The organism is Variovorax boronicumulans (genome assembly GCF_029892485.1).
In the GTDB taxonomy this organism is placed as follows: Bacteria; Pseudomonadota; Gammaproteobacteria; order Burkholderiales; family Burkholderiaceae_C; genus Variovorax; species Variovorax boronicumulans_B.
Map to the genome: position 1 here is coordinate 1 of NZ_JARXVG010000024.1, position 22,599 is coordinate 22,599.

At 59.1% G+C, this 22,599-nt stretch carries 29 protein-coding genes and 1 pseudogene; 4 read left to right on the top strand and 26 right to left on the bottom strand.

Translation table 11 applies throughout. The annotated features are described in order from the left end of the window. Positions 1-303: 303 nt before the first annotated feature. The 16 genes from M2282_RS30260 to M2282_RS30330 form a co-directional block, all read right to left on the bottom strand. A complete protein-coding gene (locus M2282_RS30260) occupies positions 304-642 on the bottom strand; it encodes a hypothetical protein (protein ID WP_280812468.1) in 339 nt (112 codons plus the stop codon). Between the two features lie 102 nt (positions 643-744). Then, positions 745-1,050 carry a hypothetical protein gene (locus M2282_RS30265; protein ID WP_280812469.1) on the bottom strand — a complete coding sequence of 102 codons (306 nt, stop codon included), beginning with the start codon at positions 1,048-1,050 and terminating at the stop codon, positions 745-747. A gap of 1,027 nt (positions 1,051-2,077) precedes the next feature. Beyond that, the gene (locus M2282_RS30270; RefSeq protein ID WP_280812470.1) at positions 2,078-2,416 is read right to left on the bottom strand and encodes a hypothetical protein; all 339 of its coding nucleotides are present in this window, start codon (positions 2,414-2,416) and stop codon (positions 2,078-2,080) included. 85 nt (positions 2,417-2,501) lie between these two features. After that, on the bottom strand, positions 2,502-2,966 hold the full coding sequence (locus tag M2282_RS30275; RefSeq protein ID WP_280812471.1) for an Imm50 family immunity protein: 465 nt from the start codon (positions 2,964-2,966) through the stop codon (positions 2,502-2,504). 70 nt (positions 2,967-3,036) lie between these two features. Further along, positions 3,037-3,327 (bottom strand): DUF6959 family protein, encoded by a 291-nt coding sequence (locus M2282_RS30280; protein ID WP_280812472.1) that lies wholly within the window; start codon positions 3,325-3,327, stop codon positions 3,037-3,039. 45 nt (positions 3,328-3,372) lie between these two features. After that, entirely contained in the window at positions 3,373-3,909 is a 537-nt protein-coding gene (gene yidD, locus M2282_RS31120; protein WP_432422956.1) for a membrane protein insertion efficiency factor YidD, read from the bottom strand. Continuing rightward, a complete protein-coding gene (locus tag M2282_RS30285; protein WP_280812473.1) occupies positions 3,882-4,358 on the bottom strand; it encodes an OmpA family protein in 477 nt (158 codons plus the stop codon). Before M2282_RS30285 ends, yidD begins: the two co-directional genes overlap by 28 nt. 89 nt (positions 4,359-4,447) lie before the next feature. Next, on the bottom strand, positions 4,448-4,702 hold the full coding sequence (locus M2282_RS30290) for a hypothetical protein (RefSeq protein ID WP_280812474.1): 255 nt from the start codon (positions 4,700-4,702) through the stop codon (positions 4,448-4,450). Between the two features lie 332 nt (positions 4,703-5,034). Continuing rightward, positions 5,035-5,328, bottom strand: a complete 294-nt coding sequence (locus M2282_RS30295; RefSeq protein WP_280812475.1) for a hypothetical protein — start codon at positions 5,326-5,328, stop codon at positions 5,035-5,037. A 112-nt stretch (positions 5,329-5,440) separates the two neighbouring features. Further along, positions 5,441-5,722, bottom strand: coding sequence for a hypothetical protein (locus tag M2282_RS30300; protein ID WP_280812476.1), 282 nt, complete (start codon positions 5,720-5,722; stop codon positions 5,441-5,443). 61 nt (positions 5,723-5,783) lie between these two features. Next, positions 5,784-6,041, bottom strand: coding sequence for a hypothetical protein (locus M2282_RS30305; RefSeq protein WP_280812477.1), 258 nt, complete (start codon positions 6,039-6,041; stop codon positions 5,784-5,786). 42 nt (positions 6,042-6,083) lie between these two features. Continuing rightward, the gene (locus M2282_RS30310; protein WP_280812478.1) at positions 6,084-6,536 is read right to left on the bottom strand and encodes a hypothetical protein; all 453 of its coding nucleotides are present in this window, start codon (positions 6,534-6,536) and stop codon (positions 6,084-6,086) included. 154 nt (positions 6,537-6,690) lie between these two features. Continuing rightward, on the bottom strand, positions 6,691-7,194 hold the full coding sequence (locus M2282_RS30315) for a GNAT family N-acetyltransferase (protein ID WP_280812479.1): 504 nt from the start codon (positions 7,192-7,194) through the stop codon (positions 6,691-6,693). A 29-nt stretch (positions 7,195-7,223) separates the two neighbouring features. Next, complete coding sequence (locus M2282_RS30320) at positions 7,224-7,853, bottom strand: DUF2268 domain-containing putative Zn-dependent protease (RefSeq protein WP_280812480.1); 630 nt, start codon at positions 7,851-7,853, stop codon at positions 7,224-7,226. A 176-nt stretch (positions 7,854-8,029) separates the two neighbouring features. Further along, positions 8,030-8,365: a hypothetical protein gene (locus tag M2282_RS30325; protein WP_280812481.1), complete on the bottom strand. Its 336-nt coding sequence runs from the start codon at positions 8,363-8,365 to the stop codon at positions 8,030-8,032. Between the two features lie 839 nt (positions 8,366-9,204). Continuing rightward, positions 9,205-9,741 (bottom strand): GrpB family protein, encoded by a 537-nt coding sequence (locus M2282_RS30330; RefSeq protein WP_280812482.1) that lies wholly within the window; start codon positions 9,739-9,741, stop codon positions 9,205-9,207. A 921-nt stretch (positions 9,742-10,662) separates the two neighbouring features. Here M2282_RS30330 and tuf point away from each other — a divergent pair. Continuing rightward, positions 10,663-11,859 carry an elongation factor Tu gene (gene tuf / locus M2282_RS30335; protein ID WP_280812501.1) on the top strand — a complete coding sequence of 399 codons (1,197 nt, stop codon included), beginning with the start codon at positions 10,663-10,665 and terminating at the stop codon, positions 11,857-11,859. 286 nt (positions 11,860-12,145) lie between these two features. Here tuf and M2282_RS30340 read toward each other — a convergent pair whose 3' ends face one another. From M2282_RS30340 to M2282_RS30375, 8 genes and pseudogenes are all read right to left on the bottom strand, one after another. Beyond that, a complete protein-coding gene (locus M2282_RS30340) occupies positions 12,146-12,535 on the bottom strand; it encodes a hypothetical protein (RefSeq protein ID WP_280812483.1) in 390 nt (129 codons plus the stop codon). 560 nt (positions 12,536-13,095) lie between these two features. Next, a complete protein-coding gene (locus tag M2282_RS30345; protein WP_280812484.1) occupies positions 13,096-13,449 on the bottom strand; it encodes a hypothetical protein in 354 nt (117 codons plus the stop codon). Positions 13,450-13,508: 59 nt separating this feature from the next. After that, entirely contained in the window at positions 13,509-13,973 is a 465-nt protein-coding gene (locus tag M2282_RS30350; protein WP_280812485.1) for a hypothetical protein, read from the bottom strand. Positions 13,974-14,229: 256 nt separating this feature from the next. Then, positions 14,230-15,759, bottom strand: coding sequence for a Fic family protein (locus tag M2282_RS30355; RefSeq protein ID WP_280812486.1), 1,530 nt, complete (start codon positions 15,757-15,759; stop codon positions 14,230-14,232). Between the two features lie 185 nt (positions 15,760-15,944). Next, complete coding sequence (locus M2282_RS30360) at positions 15,945-16,805, bottom strand: alpha/beta fold hydrolase (RefSeq protein WP_280812487.1); 861 nt, start codon at positions 16,803-16,805, stop codon at positions 15,945-15,947. Between the two features lie 45 nt (positions 16,806-16,850). Further along, complete coding sequence (locus M2282_RS30365; RefSeq protein ID WP_280812488.1) at positions 16,851-17,786, bottom strand: phospholipase D-like domain-containing protein; 936 nt, start codon at positions 17,784-17,786, stop codon at positions 16,851-16,853. Positions 17,787-17,877: 91 nt separating this feature from the next. After that, positions 17,878-18,483, bottom strand: a pseudogene (locus tag M2282_RS31085) (hypothetical protein); the annotation flags it as partial. Continuing rightward, positions 18,480-19,166: a Bax inhibitor-1 family protein gene (locus tag M2282_RS30375; RefSeq protein ID WP_280812489.1), complete on the bottom strand. Its 687-nt coding sequence runs from the start codon at positions 19,164-19,166 to the stop codon at positions 18,480-18,482. The pseudogene M2282_RS31085 and the gene M2282_RS30375, both read right to left, overlap by 4 nt. 439 nt (positions 19,167-19,605) lie before the next feature. Here M2282_RS30375 and M2282_RS30380 point away from each other — a divergent pair, with 439 nt between their 5' ends. The 3 genes from M2282_RS30380 to M2282_RS30390 are packed head-to-tail and all read left to right on the top strand — an operon-like array spanning position 19,606 to position 20,707. Then, positions 19,606-19,989: a hypothetical protein gene (locus M2282_RS30380; RefSeq protein ID WP_280812490.1), complete on the top strand. Its 384-nt coding sequence runs from the start codon at positions 19,606-19,608 to the stop codon at positions 19,987-19,989. A 15-nt stretch (positions 19,990-20,004) separates the two neighbouring features. Then, positions 20,005-20,577 (top strand): thioredoxin family protein, encoded by a 573-nt coding sequence (locus M2282_RS30385; protein WP_280812491.1) that lies wholly within the window; start codon positions 20,005-20,007, stop codon positions 20,575-20,577. Between the two features lies 1 nt (position 20,578). Continuing rightward, the gene (locus M2282_RS30390) at positions 20,579-20,707 is read left to right on the top strand and encodes a hypothetical protein (protein ID WP_280812492.1); all 129 of its coding nucleotides are present in this window, start codon (positions 20,579-20,581) and stop codon (positions 20,705-20,707) included. 13 nt (positions 20,708-20,720) lie between these two features. Here M2282_RS30390 and M2282_RS30395 read toward each other — a convergent pair whose 3' ends face one another. Together M2282_RS30395 and M2282_RS30400 are read right to left on the bottom strand one after the other, a co-directional pair. Then, on the bottom strand, positions 20,721-21,464 hold the full coding sequence (locus M2282_RS30395; protein ID WP_280812493.1) for a response regulator: 744 nt from the start codon (positions 21,462-21,464) through the stop codon (positions 20,721-20,723). Between the two features lie 174 nt (positions 21,465-21,638). Further along, complete coding sequence (locus M2282_RS30400) at positions 21,639-22,586, bottom strand: LysR substrate-binding domain-containing protein (RefSeq protein ID WP_280812494.1); 948 nt, start codon at positions 22,584-22,586, stop codon at positions 21,639-21,641. Between the last annotated feature and the right edge of the window lie 13 nt (positions 22,587-22,599).

Below are 22,599 nucleotides of genomic sequence, written 5' to 3' on the forward strand. Positions count from 1 at the left end.
GTGAAATAGGTCATTCAGGCTCTCCTTCGTAGTGGATTTACGAGTCTAGGAAGAGAACTCCGCAGGTCAAATCAACCCGCCCGATCACCGATGCTTCTGGCCGAGGCTGTGTGAAAACGCCGGTGCTGTGCCCCTTGCGTGAAAGTCGACCTCTCAGATCGCGCCAGGATCGACGATCGAGGCTTTGGGAATGGTTTGGCGACCCATGAAAACACGACCTTTGAACGTTTTCACACAGCCTCGGCCGACTGTAGCCGGTCGCGCTACCGTCGTGACCGGGCTCGCAGCGGACAGCCGACGTGATCAGCTCCACTGCCGCTCATAGGCTGCGACGTGCTCGGGAAACAACGTCTCATAGGCCGGGTAGGAAATGCCCAAGACGTTCACCTCGATGCTATCGGGGCCATCGTCGCAGTCCATGATGCCCACGCCAACACAGCAGAGGACCGTTTGGTCTTCTGTTCGCACAGTCAGGGCAAGGTGGGTCTGATCAGCGTGATTTGAAATGCATTCGGCACGGATATTCGAGTACCCCGGGGTCGGCCGAAATATGCCAAACGCTACGCCCATAGGAGGGTCGCCCAACTCTAAGCTGGAGTAACCGACCAGCACCTCGTGCGCATAAATCGAGAACGTTGGCATTTAGGTCCCTTGTCTTTCTGCGATGCCCGCTTTTATTCGAAATTTCTCGACGCGGCGAACGGCTGATCCGGCCGTCACGAGCCGGCAAAAGAAAGGTCTGAACTATGCCTTCTTGGCTCGCACAAACGGAGCGATCCGAGTGGTGATCGAAGGCCAGTAGATAAAGGGCGTCAGCCCACTTGAAGTAGCCTCCCGCTTGATGCCAGTGGTTGATCCGAAGCCGTGGAGGTGCAGCTCAGTCGCACCAGTTTCAATCGCTTGAAGAAGTGCCATGCGGCATGCCGCAATCTTCGTGGCATGCACAGAAACGCGATATGACGATGGGTCCGCAATAGCAGCATTTTCCTCGCAATGTGGAACAAACCAGTAGCCATCAGCATCCTCAAAAACGGTGAACTCTGCTTTCATCTGTTCTCCTCTCGTCATTGATGCACCGAGTCACGGACCAAACCGCTTGGAACAGCTCGGCGGATATCGCTGCAACTGTGCCGTACTCCCTCATTGTTGATTCCGCCTCCTCCCATTTACCTTCAGGAAGGATTCCGTACTGATCCGCGGCACGTTCGGTGTCGTACCGGAGCGCCGTTCCATCTGACTTTATTTCGACGTAACGTGCCCAAAAGCCGTCGGCTCCGATCTCCGAGTAACAGACGTACTCGTCGACTCCGACCGTATTTCCGCTTGAGCAATAAAGGCGATGCAACATTCGTAGGTCCAAGGTGCGAGGGGGCGGCGTGAACCGTCGGATCACCACGTTCGCGCCCTTTCGAACGGACTGTGCCGAAGCCGCGAACATCCGCTAGTTGGCGCATTGCGCCGGCACGGCGAACGGCCGGTTCTGGCCGGTGGCAGCCTATAGCCCAGCACATGCGTGGCTTACGACTGGAATTGTGCCGTTTGAGCCCACCTGTGAGTCAGGCTCCAGGTCAACGCGGAAGATGCAGGAGTAGGGTGGCCACAGGCTGTCTCTCTGATTTGAGCACTGCAGCATTGCGTTCTTGCTCAATGGAACCTCAGGGGCCGTGGTGCAGGCATAGCCTTGCAAGGCCAACTTTCGAGCCAATTTTGTAGACGACTCGCCCTTTGATGCGGCCAAGATGGCATCGAGCTTTTGACTTTCCCTCACTTCGATGGGAGCACATCCGCATGTCATCAATAGCAGCACGGGAAGGACTAATGCTCGACGAGGAATCGAGCGGAACTTCTGCATATTTGGTGCTGGCATGGTTTGAAGTTTGCTGCCTGATAGTAGAACCCGGAGTCTGCACTTGGCCGGATACCGCAGTATTCCGAACGACTGCTTCAGGGCGAATCATGTGCCGCTTTGAGAAGGCAGCTTCTGGCCGACTGTAGCCGGATGGGGCGGAACCTTCGGCGTCGCTCCACGGCCGCCGCGCTCGATGCATCGCGGTCACTCGATTGCCATCCGACGCGATCAGCTCCACTGCCGCTCATAGGCTGCGACATGCTCGGGAAACAACGTCTCATAGGCCGGGTAGGAGATGCCCAAGACGTTCACCTCGATGCTATCGGGACCGTCGTCGCAGTCCATGATGCCCACGCCGACACAAGCGAGGACCGTTTGATCTTCTGTTCGCACTGTCAGGGCAAGGTGGGTCTGGTCAGCGTGGTTTGAAATGCACTCGACACGGATAGTCGAGTACCCCGGCGCCGGCCGAAATATTCCAAACGCTACGCCCATGGGAGGGTCGCCGAACTCTAAGCTGGAGTACCCCACCAGCACCTCGTGCGCATAAATCGAGAACGTTGGCATGTAGGCTCCTTGTCTTTCTGCGATGCCCGCCTCCAGCCGAACTTGCCTGACGCAGCGAACAGCTGGTTCTGGCCGATTGCGGAATCTAGCCTGGGGAGGCCGCTGGATGCTCTGAGAACGGAGCCACGCGAAGCACAGTTGCCCGTCGTGCCTTGAAGCTCCCAGAAAGCCCGTAGCAGTGACAGAGCTCGACCGAAAGGAGCGAGGCGTCCCCGTCCCCAGTGGCCTCAAGCTCGAAATCAAGACCCGAGAGGACGTTCTGATGATTCAAACCGTCGAACTCGACCTCGGTCACCTCTTCGAACAGGAAGTGAACGAGTGAGTCGGACTCCAGTCTGTAGACCCCTTCCTCGGTCACGTCAGAAGTCATGTTCCACCCCCTGACGGTGAGCTCGATACTGGGGTAGTACGCACCATTTGCATGCCTTCGTTCTCGGTCCATCACGACACGATGCAACTCATCATCATGGAAACTGGGCCAGCACCCGAACACCTGCAGAACGGCACTGTGGTTGTCTATGAATGCGTAGGCTTCGACGGGAGGATTCATAGGCACAGCATACGATGAGGACCACTCGAACAGCTCTTTGCCAGGGGCCGGGTCTGGCCGGATGGCGTCGTCAGCCGTTCGACGTATCAGTGAACGGTAGTTTGATCGCGTGGGCTGCGAGCACTGTTTTGTAGTGGTTCAGAAGGCTCTCAAGATGATCTGCAACATCTGCAACATCTGCGAGATCTGCAGCAGCCTCCTCGTCGAGAAGATGGGCACTGCGTTGGACGCGACGAACCGACTGCCGAAGACCGTAAAGCGTATCGCCTCGAACCAAGCAGCCGGGAAAGTTGCGGTCCGGATGCCGTAAAACTGCGGCGTTGCTCGTATCGGAATAGATTTCGACTTGCTCTTTTCTCATGATCTAGTGTGTACCGGGAAGGTCAGCTTCTGGCCGCATTCTGACTTAGCCGGGCCAGCATCCGCAGCACCCTGACAGCTTTCTCGCACCCCAGCGAGACCAAAGCGGGCAAGCCTCTGCGGGAGCTTCCGGCGGCGCCGCGGCTGCGCGGGCGTCCGCGCTGGAGAGTATTCGCGCCGAAGCGGCGCATGCTTCAAATCGACGGATGGTGACCAGGGCGCCGGTCATCAACCCGAGGCGAGCAATCGCTCGCTTTGCGAATCGCGAACAGGAAGCTTCGCCCGTCCGCATTCGATGTGCGCAGCCGAAGCCCTTGTAAGGCGAAATGAACCGCTGGTATCCGTCAATGGCAGCTATCGCAAGGGTCTTCATGTGCCTCGTTGGAGGTTCGTGCTGAATGTCTGGTCCTGGCCGACTGTAGCCCCATGAGTTGCCGGCGCAAAGGGCCCGAAGCCGACACACGGTCCGCTCGAAAGCGGTCGATCGCGTGGAGGTGATTTTCTCTCCATGGCGAACAGTAGCCCTGTCTGCGCAGTGCAGGCGCGGACGAAAGGCTATGGAAGTTGGCCTCGTGGACCGCATTCTTCACCCCACCCCATCGGTGGTTTTGCGAAGGACACCTCAAGCTCCACATGTCGATTGGCGGCACGCCCCGCCTCCGTAGCGTTGCTCTTGACAGGTTCTGTGTCAGAACCATTCCTGATCACGATGTGCTCAATGGCAGCAGGCGAAGTAAGCATCAATGCCCGAACGGCCAATGCACGACCCAATGCAAGATTTTCCGGATTCCCCTCACCTTTCGCGGCGTGCGCGTACAACCTCAACACATCAACCCTGCCACCCTTGAGTTTGCAAACGAGTCTCTCCAGTTCCACGACGGCATTTGGCTCTAGCAGTGAACTGTTTTCTTTGAACCAGACATCGGTAGTCATGTGTAGCGGGGTCGTCGCAAGAGCAACGGAACACGCCAACGTCAATGGAAGCATCATCGCGATTCGGATCGCTGACAGTGGAGCGGCGGAAGAGTTCATTCGGTGAAATTCTTCGGTGGGGTTGAAGGTTCGGTTCTGACTGAATTCATTCCGCCGTTTCCGCGAGGGCCGGTCTTGGCCGATGGTCGTCACCGGCCTCTGGTGCGCCGCCCCTTGCCAATCAGTACGAGTAACGTGCCAAATCCGACGAGTGCTGCTGGCAGCATCCAACCGTGCTCCGTTGGAACCACACGGTAGTAGTGGTTCGGTCCATCGAACAAATTGACCGGTAGAGGAACGCCGAGCAGCAACAGCAGCAGCGCGCCAACGGCCATCAAGACGTAGCCTGCCCTTACAAGCCAAAGGAGGCGCATCTGCTTCGCTTCATCCGAGGTGGTGTTCATGGTGCTTGGATTCTGGCTCGGCGCCGAACGGCCGGTTCTGGCCGACTGTAGCCCGTCATGCAGCCTTCGCGAGGGCTCAAAGCGAGCCAGCCTTGCGAGCGACTCACTATGTCCTCGGCTCTAGCGCTCGGTTGACTGCGTACCAAAATGAGGCTGCCCCGGCATCGCCAGCGTCCTTGGCTTGCTCAGATAGGCGCAGTGCATACCTGTGTGCATCCCGGCCGTGGCGGAGCGCCAGTTCGTGCGACTCACGACCGACTTCAACGTAGTCCACTGTTGCAGGTGCCGAGCGATTTTCTGACTTCATGGCGAAGGTCTGGTTGTGGCCGTGCTCAGCCTTTAGGGGAACCATCGAAGCCCGCCGAAAAACTCAGCCAGTTGGGATGGCTCAGCGTCAGGTCAAAGAAGTCGTCGACGTAGACAAGCCCAAGGGACTCCAAGCGCCGGACGAACTCATTGCATGCCTCCCCACTGAAGGACGGCCCGAACGACAACAACTCGCTGTCCTCGGCCATCGGGCGGTCGGTCTCAAACACTTCGAGCACTCGCGCTCTCGTGATGCCAAGAGCAGCCAAGGCGCTTTGGCGTATCACGATACCGTAGGAGAAGGTGACTTCAATACTCATCTCAGAAGAGGGTGTGGCTGTGCTTTTTGAGGAACGCGCTTTCGGTCAACGAAATTGGACCGACATGGGCAAGGACCGGTCTTGGCCGAGATGAGCCGAACGTGGTCCGACCTTAGTTCATCGGCGGTGCCGGCAGAGTCGACACCACGTGGCTGTAGAAGTAGGCAACCGCCCTCCAGATGGCTTCCCACTGCGTCGCCGCTGTGAGGACCTCCTCGCCTCGATAGAAGATGCTTCGATGCCTTTGCTCGAACTCTGCGAGACCGTGTGGGGCGACGATGGTCCACCTGCGGTCGGCGGTTTTCCAGTAGCGCCAGGTTTCGGGGGATGACGTCTTGCCGCCATACCCCAACGCCAGCCATCGCCTCTGCTGCCCGTCCGCGTCCATGCTCATGAGTGAACCTCTACATCTTGTCGGAAGCCATGTCCGACCGTTGGGTATTGGCCGCCAGGCGTCACACCTCTTTGAGTTCAACTTCCTGACCCACCTGTAGGCGAGGCAGGTCGTGGGCGGTCGCGAGCACGAAAGTGAAGATGGTCATGTCTGGTCTTCCATCGGGTGTCAGCGCGCGCGGCTGAGAAAGGTAGGGCTTGATGGGCACACCACCCAGATTCGAGCCCTCCGAAACAGCAAACTGACCTGCCTCGAGTTGACGAGCAAAGAGCGAAACCGGCCGCTTCTGGTCAAAGATGTACTCGATTCGAAACTTCATCTCGTGCTCGCTTGTGAGTGACCGGCTATGGCCGTATACGGGCTAACCGCCGTTTGCCCGGAAGAAATGCGGAGCAATTGCGACGGCAAACGATTCGCCGAACACCGCGACTCGTTTCTTTTTCAGAAAGCCCTTTTCGGTGATGCGGTAGGGAACGTAGATGAAGCGTGAGAACCCTGATGCTTCGAGGTGCACACGAAGTCCGTCAGGGGCGCTTGGTGAGTATTCAGCGGGAATGTTTACGTTCGCGGCCAGTGCCGCGGCCGACAGCTTCCCAGCGGCCGCATCGGCAGCGAAGCTGCCGCCAAGCAGTGCGTAAATCTCCTGGGGATTCGGCCGCTCCTCGCCGTTGTGACCGCCCACACTTGCGAGCTTGCCGTCGTTAGTCAACGTTGCGCCAAACGGATAGAAGTCCCCCGCGTCTTCGAGCATCGTTCGAGCGAAGTCGGTGCAGTACGTGACCAACGCGCTGAGTTGTTCGGGAGAGACCGCCATGCTTGCTCCATCTGATGCAGGTTTTGCTCACTCAACATTCTTGAACAGGCAAATTCTGCCCGCTCCTGACCGTTCCGGCTCTGCCAGAATTTGACCCGTTGGAGCGACAGACCGGTTGCGGCCGACTGGCATCGAAGTACTGCCAGCTAAATTTCTATGGAGCGAGGATCGCCCATCGCTCGTGATCGCGCCAACGCCCGTTGATCTTCAAATAGCGAGGTGAGTACCCTTCCTGCAGAAAACCGCAGGCTTTCACAAGGGCGATTGAGGCAACGTTGGTCGGCTGAATGTTGGCCTCCAACCGATGCAACTTGAGGTTTTGGAAAGCAAACCGAACTACCGCTTCTAACCCCTTCCGCATCAGGCCTTGTCTCTCGTGACCGGCGAAAACGTAGTAGCCGAGGTAGCCACTTTGGAACGCGCCCCTGACGATATTGGTGATGTTGAAGACGCCGACAAGGCGATCGTCACCATGCCGGCAAACAAGAAAAGCGGCGTTTTCGGGTGCAGACATTCTTTCGAGATACGCTCGAAAAAGCGCCGGCGTAGACGGCGGAAGGATCCAAGGGCCATGAAGATCGTCGCTCTTTTCGACTGACGCCAAGAATTGGCGTTCGTCCGATGGCTCGGGTGGCCGAACGTAGATGGGCTGCTGCACGTCAAGACAGAGTGAGCTCAGGATGACGGTTACTCGAAAAATGCTTCAGCGGGTCGGCCAACGGCGACACTCGCTTTCGAGCTTGAACGCTTCAGATACTCGCCCACCAAGGAAAAACCGACCGAGTAACCGCAGTGTCGAGGAATCTCTTCACGCGGATTCCCGAAGAACCAGGCGGAGTGGTTGTACCAGGGCATATCGAGCAGTGGCCGCATGCGTTCTTCCATCGCAAATACTTGTTCGCTTGTGAGTGCCGTGCCGTAGAAAGGAATGCGGCCAGTGACTTCCGATTCGAAGTGACACGCCAAGCCTTCCGACACGAGTGCCGCACGCAGCGTGCTGCCATAGCCAACGCTCGCCTCGCGCATGCAGTGATGCGCTTCATGGGCGAACAGTGACGGAATCGCTGTGTCCATCTTGCTAGCGAAGTTCGGGTTGGCAGGATCCAACTTCAGATGAAGGAGATGTCGGCCTTCAGCAAAGCCATTCACGCCAAGTTCGGGAATGACGGCATCGCTTGCATATGTCACAACGTCCAAACGGTCCAAGGGAAGTCGATGCGTTATCTCGCTCATCGTCGATGTCAAGAGTTCACGCACGCGTGGCAACCATGGGTTCAGCTGCTCACCCGCATCCGGGAAATGAAAGGTGATGCTCATGCTCTTGTAGTGATGCCAGAGGAGGCTTGAGAGTGCGCTGTTGGACGTCTTTGGGGCCTTCCTTCAAACCGGAGTCCGCCAGAGACGTTACTTGTCCCACGACGGCACGATGTCAGACGACCCTGACGCGAACCTGATTCAACGGTGGAGCTCGGCGAGTGGCCGAACACCGTCTTTCAGGCCGTTGTGCGAAGCCGCCGCAACCTCTGTTTGAGATCGTTCACTGTCGTTCTCTCATGTCGGGGTACGGTGAAGGTGTTTGCATGGTTCTCCGAAGTCGCCAGCGAGAACTCGAGGTGGGCTGTGGCAAGAAAGGCATTGCCTGTACGCAGGGAATCCATGGCGTCTAGAAGATTGTCGGATTCCCATGCATTTGGTTGCCGGCCATCACGTTCGATCTCCGCCACAATTTCGCCGATAGCTTCTGCAACAGCGCTCGTCCTATTCTTGAAAGCGATCATCCGGAGCGTCGCAACAGTTGGGATACGTGCCCGAAGCGCTTCAATGTCCATGTGAACCCCCATAGCTGCCCACCTGGGCGAATCGGTCACTATTGTGCATCGTCTCTCAAGCCGGAACGCGTGCAAAACCAGTTGAATTCCGCAGCGAAGGTGAGGCACGTCATGCTGTCTCAAATGGAGAATATGTTCGAGCGTCGGCTCTTGACCTGTAGTCGGTCGCGTCGAAGTCACGAGGGGCCCTTTGCAGTCAGTGACCTTCCTCCGAAGCAGTCTTTTCACGACGGGCTCACATATCGCTGCAGCCCCAGTGCGGCTAGCGCCAGCGCTCCGCGGCATCTCCTAAAGCAACTGATTCTGGCCGAGGCTGGGGAGTCCGGTGCTGGCCGGAGGGCACTAGCCCCTGCGGGTCTCTGCGATCTTTTTTGCCGCGCTCCAACTCGATTCCGCCTGAACCCACGAGACGCAAGATTTCGGCAGACCCAATCCCTCGATAGCGCTCGATATGACTTCGTTGACATTCCGACGATGGAAAGCGGACGGGTCAACATGTATTGTCGATGTATCGCCGCGGCTCCGAGAGACTTCTGCCAGTTCTTCCAGGTAGATCGTCACTCCGTTCGGAAGACGATACGCAAAACCCATAGCCGTTCCCAAGCCCGGTTCGTCCCATGTATCAAATGGAACTTCTAAGCTCGCGGCGATTTTCGCGACCGTAATATTGACTGTACAGATCGGGAATTCCATCGCCTACGCTGCGCCATCACGGATTGATCGAAGGTGAATCATTGCTTGGATTTTGAATAGACAGATCGTTGAAGAGGTTCTGATCCGGGCCAAATTACGATTGACGAACGGGGGACCGCTCTTGGCCGTCTAGCGACGATGATCATCTACCGGCGATCGATCAGGGCCTCAATTTCCCTGATCACCGCCTCTTTCTCTTTGTTGTAGACCTGCGGGTCGCCCGGGTCTATTGAGTGGGCCCGGTCCTTTGCCTCCTCGTACTTCTGGCGGAGGTCGGGCCGACGACCGAGGATATCCATAAAGGCCAGCGAATCCTTGTGCACAGGATCGCCACGGTGGCAAATGTGCACATTGACGTTGAAACGCCGGCCAGCGTGAACGACAGATGCGCAAACGTATGGCTTCTCGTCCGTGTCCACCCATACCGGCCGGCGATGGAAGCCGATACGCTCGAACGCGCGTTGTTCGTTTCGAAGATTCTGCCGTGCTGTGATCGCCACAGCATCGATCATGGCCTTGCCGCGCAGGCCTTCGACCGCAGTACTGCCGATGTGCACGAGTTCCACTCCTTCGAGAACCTCGTGAACAAATTTCCGCACTTCGGCGAAGACTTCGCCATAGACAGGATCGTAGGCGACGATGTGCCGGTGATGCAGCCCCTCATCAAATCGTTCGAGTTTCATCCGGTACCAAGTTGATTCACTTCAAATTTACGGAATGACGGCTTCTCAGAAGATTCGCTCGGACTCGCGAACGTCAGGTTGTGGCCGACTGTAGTCGCACGAGATGTCTGCGCAAAGGGCCCGCTGTTGCCGTTCTCGACGCTCCGGTTTCCGCGAAAAGCCGGTCGCTCAACCTGCCATCGTCCGCGAACTGAAGGAGGCGTTGACCTATGAGCCTGGGGCTTTCCTGGCGTGTGGCCGGAGGAGCCGACGTGCTTCCACGTCGATCTGTGCCACGGCACCACCAACGCGACTTGCCGACTTTTGCGACGAACCGCCGGGCAACTATTGCTGCGTGTGTGCAACGCTCCTGTTGCTGGATCGTTATGGCGGTGTTAGCCTCCGACCCCCAAAGATTAACCGTCGCACTCCGGTTTAACAGTTGACCGCACGAGATACCCATGAAGCAGTTCCTGACCACGCAAGACGCATCGATGACCCGCACAACTGCGGCGGTTTCGCTGCGCGCTTTTTTCGCCGAATTGTTTTCGTAGAGCCTTTTCACCTGGAGGCTCGGCCTCCTGAGTTTCACAAGACCCGGTAGGCCTCAAACCACCGGGTTTTTTGTTTTCTGCTTGCCCCATTGGAGACCTGCACATGAGCCCCGAACGAGAACTTCTTCTTTCCGCCGCACGCGCTGCCAGCGCAGTGCTGTGCGTCAACTCCGTGGAGCGGTTCGTGTAGAGCCTCCAGGCCCTCGTGCGCCTGGAGGTCCATCCTTCAGGCAATAAAAAAAGCCTGTCGGGTGGTCCATCCGGCAGGTTTTTTTTCGCCCGCATGGCGGGCATGCGTGAATTCGGTGCGCGCGCGCCGACAACCCGCCGACTGTTTCGCCTGGCCAGCGAATTGCGTCGGTTTTTTACTCTCAAACTGGAGAAAACCATGATGAACAACAAAGTTCATGTGAACGTCGGAACCATCGGTCACGTCGACCATGGCAAGACGACCCTGACGGCTGCTCTTACCTTCGTGCAGGCCGCGCGCTTTGGCGGCGATGCACTGTCCTATGGGCAGATCGACAACGCAAAGGAAGAGCGCGAGCGCGGCATCACGATCAATACTTCGCACGTCGAGTACGAGTCGGACTGCCGTCATTACGCACACATCGACTGCCCCGGGCATGCCGACTACATCAAGAACATGATCACCGGCGCCTCGCAGATGGACGGCGCGATCCTGCTGGTGGACGGCACCGAAGGCGCCGCACGGCAGACCATCGAGCATGTGCTGCTGGCGCGCCAGGTGAATGTCGGCCACATGGTGGTGTTCGTGAACAAGATGGACCTCGTTGCCGGCAACGACCGTGCGGAGATCGAGCAGCTGATCGAAATGGAGATTGGCGCGCTGCTGGCTGCGCACGGATACCACGATGCCCGGTTCGTTTTCGGTAGCGCGCTGAAGGCCTTGGCCGCCGCCGAAAGTGGCGACCTCGAAGGTCCTGATGTGCAATGCATCATCGAGCTCGTGAACGCGTTGGACTCGTGCATTCCTGATCCGGTGCGCGACTACGACGCGCCGTTCATGATGCCTGTCGAAGGCGTGCACACCATCACGGGCCGTGGCACCGTGATCAGCGGGCGCGTCGAACGCGGTGTGATCCGCGTCGGTGACAGCCTGGAGATCGTCGGGCTCAGCTCGGCCGGCGACGAGCAGGTGATCGTCACCGGCGTGCAGTCCTTCCACAAGGACGTCGCCGAAGGACGCGCCGGCATGAACGTCGGCCTGTTGCTGCGTGGGGTCAAGCGCGACGATGTCGTGCGAGGCCAGGTTGTCGTGAAGCCCGGTGCGCTGAAGCCGTACCGGACGGGGCGTGCACAGATCTTCGTCCTCAGCAAGGACGAAGGTGGTCGTCATACCCCGTTCGGCTCCGGCTACCAGCCGCAGTTCTTCTTCGGCACGACCGACGTGACGGGTGTCATTCGCGTCGACACCGAAACCGGCGTGGTCGAGCCGGGCGCACAGGCGCAGATCAGCTTCGAGCTGAACAAGCCTGTGGCCATCGAGAACGGCATGCGGTTCGCCATGCGCGAAGGCGGCAAGACCGTCGGCGCAGGCATCGTGACCGAGGTGCTCGGCTGAAGGGCTGATTCGGCACTTTCCCCTGTCGCCTGCTTGTCAGGCGGCAGGGGCTTTTTTTGCCCTGAATGCGATCCCGCGGGAGGTTGGGCCCACTGAAGCTGACTCACGCGAACCACGGTGCATGACCGGCTTCAGAAGTTCGACCACGCGGCGCGAACGTTCGAAACAGGCTGGTTGCGAATCGCCGTGCACGCGAGTAAGCCGCCCGCCCTTAGCCGGCAATGGCAGCTATCGCAAAGATCCTCATTTTCCTCGTGGACGTCCATGCTGAATGTCTAGTGTTGTCCTAGGCGTCAGTGGCGCCGTTGTATCGACGATAACTTTTACGGTAGAGATAAAAAAAGTTTCGCATTTCCTCCGTCAGGTCCGAGGCATCTACGACCTTCCAAAATCTGGCTTCACCAAGGAGAGGCGCCAGGGCAACCAGACCATTGCCGGCGCTGTTCTGCGCAGCGCGAAGCCATTCCACAAGCAACGCCTCGACATGATTATTTGGAAGTTGCGACGATCTTGCCAGCGACATGCTGTACGTGTAGTTCAGCGGCCAGAGCGCACGGATGAACGCCAACCGTCTTTCAACTGAAATGCCTCGAAGCCACCTTCGTAGATCGACGTCTACTTGGGCCACCGCAGGCCTCTTCTTAAACTGTTCGGGCGTGAAAGCTTCGGATTCCATTGGAGGGACGATTGGAGAAAGGCTTGAACGTCTGGTATTGGTCGAGGCTGTGTGGAAACGCTGGTGCTGTGCCGTTTGCGTGAAAGTCGACCGCTCAGATCGCGCCAGGATCGACGATCGAGGCTTCGGGAATAGTTTGGCTACCCACGAAAACACGAGCTTCGAACGTTTCCACACAGCCTCGGTCGCATTCTGCCGAAACGGCGGGCCTACCGAGGATGAGCATCGAAGCCGAGCAGCTCCACACCGGTTCCGATTGGCACTTCCGCGTCGGCGAGTCCCGACAGCGCGAGGACTCCTGGCGCATCCATGGGGCTCACGAAGGCAATGGATGCGAACTGTCGGCTGGTCGACCCATCTGGAAGCGTAAGCTCTACGCGCAGGTGTGCCGCTTCGCGAGGTTTGAGCGGAGGCACCGGCAACGATGATGCGGCCTTCGCCAAGGCGAAATGGGGAGCGTCAATCGATACTACCAGCGAGGGAACACCGCCTCGGAGGTACGGACTCGACCGCAGTAACTCGAAATTTATCGGGCATGCTGAACGACTGGTTGTGGCCGGCTAGAGCCGCTCGATGGAGCGAGCCAATACCTCGGCGGGAAAAGCTGAGAAATGGCCACACCCTCCGAGCTTTTCATCGGGACCTAGCAAGGTGCCAAGTACCGTGACACGCTTTCCGTGCCATCGCCGAAGCTGCTCTTCGTTGAATTGAAGGGCGCCCGACCCGACACCTAGCCACACGCTCGATGGCTCGAGCGGCCCGTCATCTTCAGCATTGCGGCGCTCTGACTTTGGGAAATGGTCCAGGGCCGTCCCCTCGAACTCGAAGCGCAGGATGCCCACCAAAGCGATGTCCTGGCCGACTAAGGTCGCCAGTCCATCAAGCGCGGCGTTCACGGAAAGCGCAGATTTCATCGAAATTGGAAGCTGAGGTTGAAGGTCTGGTTTTGGCCGACTGTAGCTGGCCAGCGCGATTACAAGTCCTCTGCATCCTCTTCGAGTGCCCAGTCCTTCATGTCCGGGACAACGCACTGCGCCACAAAGTCGAACACATCAGGATACGTCGCGACAATGATGTTCCAGGTTCTCGGAGAGTCCGTTGAGCCGTTGCCAAACACAGGGTGAAAGTACAAAACCTTGCCGGTAGGCAGTCCGTTTTCAAGCTCCAATCCCGCAAAATCCTCGCGATCTTGACGCCGCGCGAACACAAAAACTTCACCACGTTGGACGTCTTCGCGGCGAAATGCATTGGCAGCGAATGCCATCTCGTCCGCACTTTGAATGAAATGCCACGGCGTGAAATGAGTCAGATCGAGAGAAAGAAACCAGCGAAGCGCGTTTGGCCAAGCAGCGTCAATTTTTGAGCGTTCCATAGAGAGTCGACTTGTCTTGGTTGTGGCGACTGACCGGTTCTCACCGAATTCTGCCGGAGCGGTCAAGGACCGGTTGTGGCCGACAGCTGAAGCCTGGCCTGCGGCTTCCAGAGCCACCAAGTCGTCAAGGTATGGCGACCAGCCGCGTACGTCTTTTCAGACAGCCTCGGCCAATTGTTGACTCGCGCGGGTTGGCGTGCACGCACCTTCTCAGTCGAACTTACCAAATCGAGGGATGCGTTGGAGCGGCCCCACGATGTTTGCTCTTGGCCGAGAAAAGGCCGACCGCCGCGACCTTTGGAAGCGCCGGCAGCGTCAGCGTTTAGCGGGGCACCCCGTCACGGGCGGTGTTGTTTGTCGCGCCATCAGATTCGTCAAGGGCATCAGTGAGAACTTCTCGGGCCTTGTCCTCGATCGCATCGAAGATCTCAGGCGCGACCTCATCGGCGTAGCGCTTTCGCTTTTTATTGGAGATCGTACCGTCGTTGTTCAGCGCAATCGACACCAGCGTTGCCAGCGTCGAACCACGCAGGTCGTACTGGTCGTCAATCTGTTTGCGCACCGCGTCGAAATGAACGATGAAGTTCGTCTCGTTGCGCAACTCCACCTCCAGTGCTTCGCGCGCCATGCTCAAGCCGAATTCCACGCAGCGCGTGGCATCCCAGAACCGAAAGATCGTGTCGTCACACTTGAAGGTGAATTCAAAGTCGCCCTCGCCGGCCGCCCTGGCATTGACCAGCGCACGCGCCGGACGGGAGAAGTCCTGTAGGACGCTCAGATACTGTGCCTCGTGGCGCTTCATGGCTACCGAAACCGGGAGGAGCATGCCGTCGGGCAATTGACCGGACTGGCATAGGACCTTGTGAAAGAGAAAGCGGGAAAGACGTCCGTTGCCATCCATGAAAGGGTGCAGGTAGACAAAACCGAAAGAGGCAATGCTGGCGGCCATCAGTGGATCCAGAAGCTTCGCGGTGTCGTTAGCAAAACGTGACCACGCATCCATCAGCCCCGGCAGATCATCAGGCCGCGGAGGCACGAAGGTCACGCCCAACGCACCGCGGCCGCCGTCGCTCAGCCAGTTTTGCTCTGTCCGGTATTGAATCGCCCGGTTGTAAGGATTGGAGACGATCGAGGCCTGCAACTCCACCAGATACGACTCGTCAAGGGAGCGCGGCTCATGCGCCTGACGCAGCAGGCGAATGAATGTGCGCGCCTTGTCTTCCGATGGCGCTTCATTCTCTATGGCGTAGCTGTCTTGGGTCTCGTGCAGATAAGCCCAGGTCAACGTGCGATCAAGGAGTTCGCGGTTGAGCGAGGTGACGAATTCACGAGTGGCCCCCAGCACATCAAAGTCCAGCGCGTCCTTTATCGCCGCCGTGCGCTCCACCGTGACGCAGTAGTCCCAGGTTCCGAGGCCGTTGAAATTGACTCGCCATCGCGAGTCGCGGTCGGTGCCGCCTGTGTAGTAACGACCCTCGTCGAACAAGTCAACATAGCCCGCGGTGACGACCGGCTGGGCCACCACCTGGTTACCAGTGAAGTGTTCCCACGTGCTGCAGAGCATTCGCACGTATTGTCCATTCGGAGTCGCGGCAACCGCCGCGGCCAGGTCGGCGCCTGCGAGGTGCTTGGATGCGCCTGCAAGCACCTGCAGGTTCACTCCCTCATGCTTGAGGGCGAAGAGCAAGTGCGCTACCAGGTCGCCGTCGGCCGGCGCCATGGCGGCCGGCACGCCAAGTGCTTCCGCCGATGCCATGATGCGTGTGACCGGTTTGACCAGCGCGGGTCGGCTCACTTCGAAGATGGGCAGGTCCAGGCTTGATCGCACGTATTCGTAGCCCACGTAGGCCATTCTTTTCCTAAGTGTTACAAGATTTCATGCATTTTAGGCCTTGGATCCCGGAATTTTGTCATTTCCATTGCGCTTGGCGCAATGCACGTCAGCTGCCTGCTCTGGCAACTATCCCAAGAGGGAGAATCCAGCAAGGTATGGGCGAGGGGATGCCCGGATACGCCCGTTGATTGCTCTCAGGCTTGTTAGTTTTCCAAGAAGCGGATCACATTCGAAAAAAACCGGTCGGGCTCCTCAGTCCAAGGCAAGTGGCCGCTGTTCTCGAATGTGACGATCTGGGAGCCGACGATGCCATTGTGGATTGCTTCAGCCTGAGCCGGCGAACAGATAAAGTCGTGCCTCCCCACCAGTACCAGCGTGCGCACGCGAATTTCGCTCAGCTTCTCGCGCACGAGAAACTGCCCGTCCGTCTCCGACGTCGCCCTCATCGCTGCGACTGATATCCGACCACTGCGCACATACCGCTGAGCCGCTTTGCACTGTTCGCTCTCGGGATCAAAGAAGTAAAGCGGCAGAACGCGATAGAGCAATTCGCTCAAGTCCTGATCTGAGTCGAGTTTCCTGGGGCCGGCGAAGATGCGCGCCGCCTCGGCAAATCGCGGATCACGGGCCAGCGCCGGCAGCGTTCTTTGCACGTCTTCGGCGGGCTCCGCAATGCCCAGTTGCGCATCCAACAGGATGAGGTGTGAAACGTGCTGGGGGTATTTCAGGACGTAGTTCATCGCGATGAAACCACCATGCGAGTGTCCAATCAGCGCAAAACGCTCCAATTTGAGATGCCGACACAATGCATCGAGGTCGTCGATGAAGGAGCCGACATTCATTTCCTTCGGATCGGACGGTGAATCGGATCCACCGCTGCCCTGAGGATCGTGATGAATCACGGTGAAGCTGCGCTCTAGCTGCGCCAAGCCATCTTCATAGAGACCGTACCCGACGCCCCATCCTGGCGCCTGAACCATCAGAACGGGGCCGCTGCCCGCCACCTTGTAGCGAAGCTTGCGACCGTGAATATCGAGCGTGTGTTCACCGTGAGAGGTTGGCATTCGTCTGTCCTTCTTGATGTGTGAAATGAGTCTGCGAGGCTGTTGCTACAGCAAAGATTCGGGCATAAGCGGCGACATCAACCAGTAGTAAATCTTCTGTGTCAAGCTGGCTTCCGGTTCGGATGAATAGACCACTTCCTTTTGGCCGTCGCGGGTTGACCATCGCAGCGTTGTGCCGTCCTCGGCAAACCGCACCCTGTACGAGTTCTGAAGCTTGCTCACATTGAAGATGCGTAGAAGTTCTCGCGCGAGTTCGGGGCTATCGACCACTACACCCATCTCGGTATTCTGGGTTGCCGACCGAGGGTCGAGGTTCATGGAGCCAAGGTAGATGCGGGTGCCATCGATGGCGAGCGTTTTGGCATGCAGCCGGCCGAGCGACTTGCCGAAATCGTCGAACCGCATGTCGGCAGTTGTTCGTTTCGGGCTCAATTCATACAATTCCACACCGATTTTTAGCAATCGCTCGCGATATCGCGCATAGCCCGTGTGCACTAAGGGTTCGTCATTGGCGGCCAGTGAGTTTGTCATCAGCGTCACCTTGACGTTTCGATCCGTCATGGCCCGGATGGCCATGACACCACGGTCTCCAGGCACGAGATAAGGAGAAGAGAGGTCGATCTCACGCTTGGCGTCGCGCATCATTTCCCAGACCGTCATTGTCACGCTGGTGGCAATGGCCTCTTGCGCGGTCATGGTGGCGGGCTTGCTCGGCGGATCGGCGATGGCGACTGCATGGCCCCAGAGCAGGCCGAGTCGGCCTTCGTCCAATTCCTCCTTGATCGGTCCGTAGCCGAGGATGTCCGACGTCGGGAGCATGAGCTTCGGAAGTGGCCTGGCCATTCCCACCGCGAGATCGAAATCGGCTTCGACCACGGGACGATCGCCCTTGGCGCTGACGATGTCCGCAATAGGCCACACCTGGATGCTGTTCCAGTAGGCGTAGAAGATCGTCTCCAGCTGCGGCACTACTTTGCCCAATCAGCACATCCATATCGATGAAATTCTGCGTTTCGCTCAGGACAAAATACTCGTTGGCGATATTGCGCCCCCCGACGATCGCCATCACTCCATCCGCGATGAACAGCTTGTTGTGCATACGGTGGTTCAGTCGAGCCACGTCGAGCGGCGAAGCTGCGAAGCGCGTCAGGAACCCGTCACGCCCGCAGCAGAACGGATTGAAGAGGCGCACCGAGATGTTGGGCGTTTTTGAAAGCGCCAGCAGCAGTTGCTGACTGTTCACTGTGTAGAGATCGTCCACCAGCACACGAACCTGCACGCCACGCAAAGCGGCTTCGCGCACTGTTTGCAGTAGGAGGCGGCCCACCTCGTCGTTTTCGATCTGGTAGTACTGAAGCACGAGCGAGCGCTGTGCTCGCTGCGCAAGTTGAATGCGCGCGTCAATCGAATACACCCCTAACGGCATCAATCGGAAGCCAGAATGTTCACCGGGCGGCGTGGAGGCCTGTGCGACCTTGGCAAGCACGGTTGTCGAGTCTGCCGCACCGACTTGTTCTGATGCCCTTGCTCGTTGCTCCGGCAAGGCGCCGCAAGCTCCAAGTGCCGCGACGAGGATGCATGCGAGCAGGACACGCATGAGAACGAAAAAGTTCGTGGTTTCTACAGAAGCAAGCGAACAAGAAAATCTGCCAACGGCGTTGTCCAATATCGCTTTCATCCCTCCCTACCGATCAGCCCCAAAACATCGAGCAGCGAAGAGAACACGTTGAACAAGCTGAGATACACACTCAACGTAGCGCTGATGTAGTTGGTCTCATCTCCGTCGCGCACGCGCTTCAGGTCGTACAGGATGAATGCCGAGAAGACTCCCATCGCTACGACCGACAGCGTCAGTGCCAGAGCGCTTGACTGAAGAAATGCATTCGCAACGCCGGCGACAAGCAGCATGACCACACCGACAAAGAGGAACCTGCCCGTGGCATTGAGGTCTCGCTTGGCCCAAGTCGAGAGTAGCGCCATGCCGAAAAATATCGCACCGGCTCCCGCGGCGGCGGTCGTGACAAGTCCGGCGCCGTCGGGTCGTCCAAGTACCGCGCTGATCGTGTGTGAAAGCATCAATCCCATGAAGAAAGTGAAGGCGAGTAGCAGCGGTACCGCAAGAACCGAATCCTTTGCTTTTTCAATGGCAAAGACGAAACCGATCGCGCCCAGTAGAAAGACGATGGCGGTCGGACCTCGTGACATGACCGTCGTCATCTGCGCGGTGATGCCTAGCCAAGCGCCGAAGACCGTAGGCACGATAGAAATAGCCAGGAGCCAATAGGTATTGCGCAGAACCCGTTGGGCTTGCGTGAACTCGGGTGCTGGACGCTCGGTCGAGGTTTGGAAGAGTTCGTTCATGAGGGCGCCTTTCGTGCGGATTCGGTAAGTCAATTGGACGAGAGCAATGTCTTTGTCATGTGTCCTGAGAAGGCTGTCTTGTGTGGCTGTGTGTACGGACGCCGACCCGATACAAGGGCATACAAAAAAGGCGACTACCGGCGAGAAGCCGATCTGTTCGCGATTGCCGATACGGCGACGCGATCCAACGACTTGAAGTCGATCGAACGCTTGAGTGACCAATGCTTTTGCTTTTTTTGCTGGCGCTTGGACGTTCGCTGGAAAATTTCGGCAGTGCTGGCATCTCCAAAAAGAGGCGCGCGATCTCTTCTTGAAACGTAGTGTGTGCACTTCTAAGTGCTGACACACAGGCATACGCAATATGTGCCGGAGGAAAGGAGCGCGGCGAACAATTCGTTCGTCCTCTACCCAAGCTCACGTAACTACCAAGGAAATCGTCATGAAGCTCTCCCGAATCGCCAGTGCTGCCTCGTTCTCAGTCCTTGTCGCTCTCACCGCGGCGCAGGCCCATGCCGAAGAATATGAAGGTGTGTTGCAGACGCAATCGACGCTCAGCCGCGCCGACGTTCGTGCCGAGGCCGTTGCCGCTGCGCACTCCGCGAATCCATATTCGGAAGGCGCGTCTTCAGTTGTTATTGCAGCTCTGCCATCCCCGCGTGACCGCGCAGCGGCGCAGTCCGAAGCCCGCGCAGTCGCTCATGCACCGAACCAGAACCTTTATGTTGAGGCCTTCGCAAACAGCCGGGTGCCGGTCCAATACGGCATCCACGGGGTGCTCCCGGCGCGTCAGGCTGGAATCGCCGACGGCGTTACCTTGCGCTGAGCGTCGGAACCCGCCGTGACCACGAAATCCAATGTGCTTCTCGGTGTCGCGGCTGTCGCGGCCTCGGTCGGCATACTCATCGCTGCGGCACCGCCGTCTGGAGGCGACATTGCCTCAAGCGCCGTGCAGATGGCGCCCGAATTTCAGAACATCGACCAGTGGCTTAATTCCGAGCCGCTGAAGCTGGAGGAGCTGCGCGGCAAGGTTGTGCTGGTCGATTTCTGGACCTACACCTGCATCAACTGTCTCAACCACCTGCCCTACGTCAAGGACTGGAACGAGAAGTACAAGGACAAGGGTCTCGTCGTCGTGGGCGTGCACACGCCCGAGTTCGCCTACGAGAAGTCGACAAAGAACGTGCAGGACGCGATAAAGCGCCTGCAGATCAGGCATGCCGTGGCGCAAGACAACAGTTACGGCACCTGGAAGGCCTTCAACAACCAGTACTGGCCCGCCGTCTACCTGATCGACAAGCAGGGAAAGATCGTCTACTCGCACTTCGGCGAGGGCAGCTACGGCACGACCGAGAAAAAGATCCAGGCGCTGCTGGCCGAGCCGTCGCCCGTGGCTGCTGCTGTCGGAGGCTGACATGAAGAAGCTCTGGTTCGCGCTCCTGTTCTTCGCGGGCGGCTTCGCCCACGAAGTGCGCAACCCGGTCAGTTGCCAATGCATCACGGCCCGCGAATTCGTGGGCACCCGCAAACGCCGCCGTACGTGAAGCGGCGGGCCGCTCAGTCGTCCCGCGCCTCGACCGCCGAAGCGAAGACATAGCCTTCGCTGCGCACCGTCTTGATGTAGCGCGGCTCCCGCGCGTCGTCGCGCAACCGCTCGCGCAAGCGGCTTACCAGCAGGTCGATCGAACGCTCGAAGAGCTCCGCCTCGCGACCCTGCGTGAGGCTCAGCAGCTGGTCGCGACTCAGCACCTTCTGCGGATGGTCGAGGAACACGCGCAGCAGCCGGTACTCGGCGCCGCTCAGCGCCACCATCGTGCCGCTGTCGTCCAGCAGGTGGCGTGCCACCGTGTCCACATGCCAGTCGCCGAAGGCCAGCTTCTGCGACGGCTCGACCGCGCCCATGTTCGGCGGCAGCATGCGCGTGCGCCGCATCACCGAGCGGATGCGCGCGAGCAGTTCGCGTGCGGAGAACGGCTTGGCCAGGTAGTCGTCGGCGCCCATCTCCAGGCCGAGGATGCGGTCGGCCTCTTCGCTGCGGGCGGTGAGCATCAGGATCGGCGTGGCCTTGTACTTGCCGGTGCGCAAGTCCCGGCACAGCGTGAGCCCGTCTTCGCCCGGCAGCATCAGGTCCAGGATGATCAGGTCGAAGGGCCCCGACTCCTCCAGCGCCGCGCGCATGTGCCGGCCGGTGGGCACCGCCGCCACGCGCAGGCCGTTCTTGACCAGGTAGGTCGTGAGCAGTTCGCGGATTTCCCGGTCGTCGTCGACGATGAGGATGTGGTCGGAGGTCTTGGGGGTCATGGCTTTGTAGGGGTGTGAAGTGCGCCGCAGCCGGAATGTATCCCGGCCGCCGCGAACGGGCAGGGGGTTTGTATGCGCAAGTATCTGCAGGCGCAGGACGCGACACTATGTTTCGCCCCCTCGCCCAGCCAGCTTGCCGGCGCGAAAGCCGGAGTCCAACAAACTTTGTGCGTTTCAGCGGCGGTGTCGTTTCTTTGGCGCGGGGCGCTTTGCGCCGAACACCGAAAAGCCCCGCCGTATCTCCGAGAGCAGCCGCTCGGCAGCCACCGGCAGCGGTCGCCCCTGGCGCACCATGAGCCGCACCTGCGCCGACCTGCACAGCGGATGCGCCAAGTCGAGCGCGACGAGGTACCCCGCCTCGATCTCCGGCGCCGCCGCAAGCCCCGCGCCGATGAAGGTCACGCCATCGGTGCAGCGCACGAAGCGCTTGAGGCCGACGACTGAATTGCTGCGCAGGCTCGGGTGCAGCTTCACATGCTCCGCGTATTCGAGCAGTTCCACGAGCCGCCCGACGCCGTAGCCCGGCGGCATCAGGCCCAGCGGGTAGTCGGCGATCTGCCGTATCTGCAGCGGACCCGCGATCTTCGTGAGCGGATGCCCCGCGCGCACCAGCAGCTTGGCGGGTGCGGCGGCGCTGGCGACGAACTGCAACTGCGCATCCGACTGCGGGTTGTAGGCCAGGCCGATGTGCGCCGCATCGCTCACCACCTCGGCGATCAGCTCGCTGGCGGGCAGCGCATCGAGCACCACCGAAAGCTTCGGGTGTGCCGCGCAGAACGGCGCGACCACCTGCTCCAGCAGCCCGTCGACAAAGCCTTCGCTCGCCACGATGCGCACCGTGCCCGCATCCATCGACTCGATCGCGCGCAGCCGCTCGGTCAGTTGCTCCTGATGCGCCTGGCAGCCGCGCCAGTACTCAAGCAGATGGAACGCGGCATCTGTCGGCGCGACGCCGCGCGCCTGCCGCTCGAAGAGCAGCAGGCCCAGTTCTTCTTCGAGCAATGCCACCTGTCGCGTGATGACCGAAGGCGCGGTGTTCAGCGCATCGGCCGCGCCGCGGATCGAGCCGTGGACGAGCACCTCATGGAAGTACTTCAGCCGTTTCTGGTTGATGTCGCGCATGGCGTTCGCTCCT

Coding starts and splice junctions, on each gene's coding strand:
- M2282_RS30260 (WP_280812468.1), bottom strand. CDS start 642: ATGCCAACGTTCTCGATTTATGCGCACGAGGTGCTGGTCGGTTACTCC.
- M2282_RS30265 (WP_280812469.1), bottom strand. CDS start 1,050: ATGAAAGCAGAGTTCACCGTTTTTGAGGATGCTGATGGCTACTGGTTT.
- M2282_RS30270 (WP_280812470.1), bottom strand. CDS start 2,416: ATGCCAACGTTCTCGATTTATGCGCACGAGGTGCTGGTGGGGTACTCC.
- M2282_RS30275 (WP_280812471.1), bottom strand. CDS start 2,966: ATGAATCCTCCCGTCGAAGCCTACGCATTCATAGACAACCACAGTGCC.
- M2282_RS30280 (WP_280812472.1), bottom strand. CDS start 3,327: ATGAGAAAAGAGCAAGTCGAAATCTATTCCGATACGAGCAACGCCGCA.
- yidD (WP_432422956.1), bottom strand. CDS start 3,909: ATGCGGTCCACGAGGCCAACTTCCATAGCCTTTCGTCCGCGCCTGCAC.
- M2282_RS30285 (WP_280812473.1), bottom strand. CDS start 4,358: ATGAACTCTTCCGCCGCTCCACTGTCAGCGATCCGAATCGCGATGATG.
- M2282_RS30290 (WP_280812474.1), bottom strand. CDS start 4,702: ATGAACACCACCTCGGATGAAGCGAAGCAGATGCGCCTCCTTTGGCTT.
- M2282_RS30295 (WP_280812475.1), bottom strand. CDS start 5,328: ATGAGTATTGAAGTCACCTTCTCCTACGGTATCGTGATACGCCAAAGC.
- M2282_RS30300 (WP_280812476.1), bottom strand. CDS start 5,722: ATGAGCATGGACGCGGACGGGCAGCAGAGGCGATGGCTGGCGTTGGGG.
- M2282_RS30305 (WP_280812477.1), bottom strand. CDS start 6,041: ATGAAGTTTCGAATCGAGTACATCTTTGACCAGAAGCGGCCGGTTTCG.
- M2282_RS30310 (WP_280812478.1), bottom strand. CDS start 6,536: ATGGCGGTCTCTCCCGAACAACTCAGCGCGTTGGTCACGTACTGCACC.
- M2282_RS30320 (WP_280812480.1), bottom strand. CDS start 7,853: ATGAGCATCACCTTTCATTTCCCGGATGCGGGTGAGCAGCTGAACCCA.
- M2282_RS30325 (WP_280812481.1), bottom strand. CDS start 8,365: ATGGACATTGAAGCGCTTCGGGCACGTATCCCAACTGTTGCGACGCTC.
- M2282_RS30330 (WP_280812482.1), bottom strand. CDS start 9,741: ATGAAACTCGAACGATTTGATGAGGGGCTGCATCACCGGCACATCGTC.
- tuf (WP_280812501.1), top strand. CDS start 10,663: ATGATGAACAACAAAGTTCATGTGAACGTCGGAACCATCGGTCACGTC.
- M2282_RS30340 (WP_280812483.1), bottom strand. CDS start 12,535: ATGGAATCCGAAGCTTTCACGCCCGAACAGTTTAAGAAGAGGCCTGCG.
- M2282_RS30345 (WP_280812484.1), bottom strand. CDS start 13,449: ATGAAATCTGCGCTTTCCGTGAACGCCGCGCTTGATGGACTGGCGACC.
- M2282_RS30355 (WP_280812486.1), bottom strand. CDS start 15,759: ATGGCCTACGTGGGCTACGAATACGTGCGATCAAGCCTGGACCTGCCC.
- M2282_RS30360 (WP_280812487.1), bottom strand. CDS start 16,805: ATGCCAACCTCTCACGGTGAACACACGCTCGATATTCACGGTCGCAAG.
- M2282_RS30375 (WP_280812489.1), bottom strand. CDS start 19,166: ATGAACGAACTCTTCCAAACCTCGACCGAGCGTCCAGCACCCGAGTTC.
- M2282_RS30380 (WP_280812490.1), top strand. CDS start 19,606: ATGAAGCTCTCCCGAATCGCCAGTGCTGCCTCGTTCTCAGTCCTTGTC.
- M2282_RS30390 (WP_280812492.1), top strand. CDS start 20,579: ATGAAGAAGCTCTGGTTCGCGCTCCTGTTCTTCGCGGGCGGCTTCGCC.
- M2282_RS30395 (WP_280812493.1), bottom strand. CDS start 21,464: ATGACCCCCAAGACCTCCGACCACATCCTCATCGTCGACGACGACCGG.
- M2282_RS30400 (WP_280812494.1), bottom strand. CDS start 22,586: ATGCGCGACATCAACCAGAAACGGCTGAAGTACTTCCATGAGGTGCTC.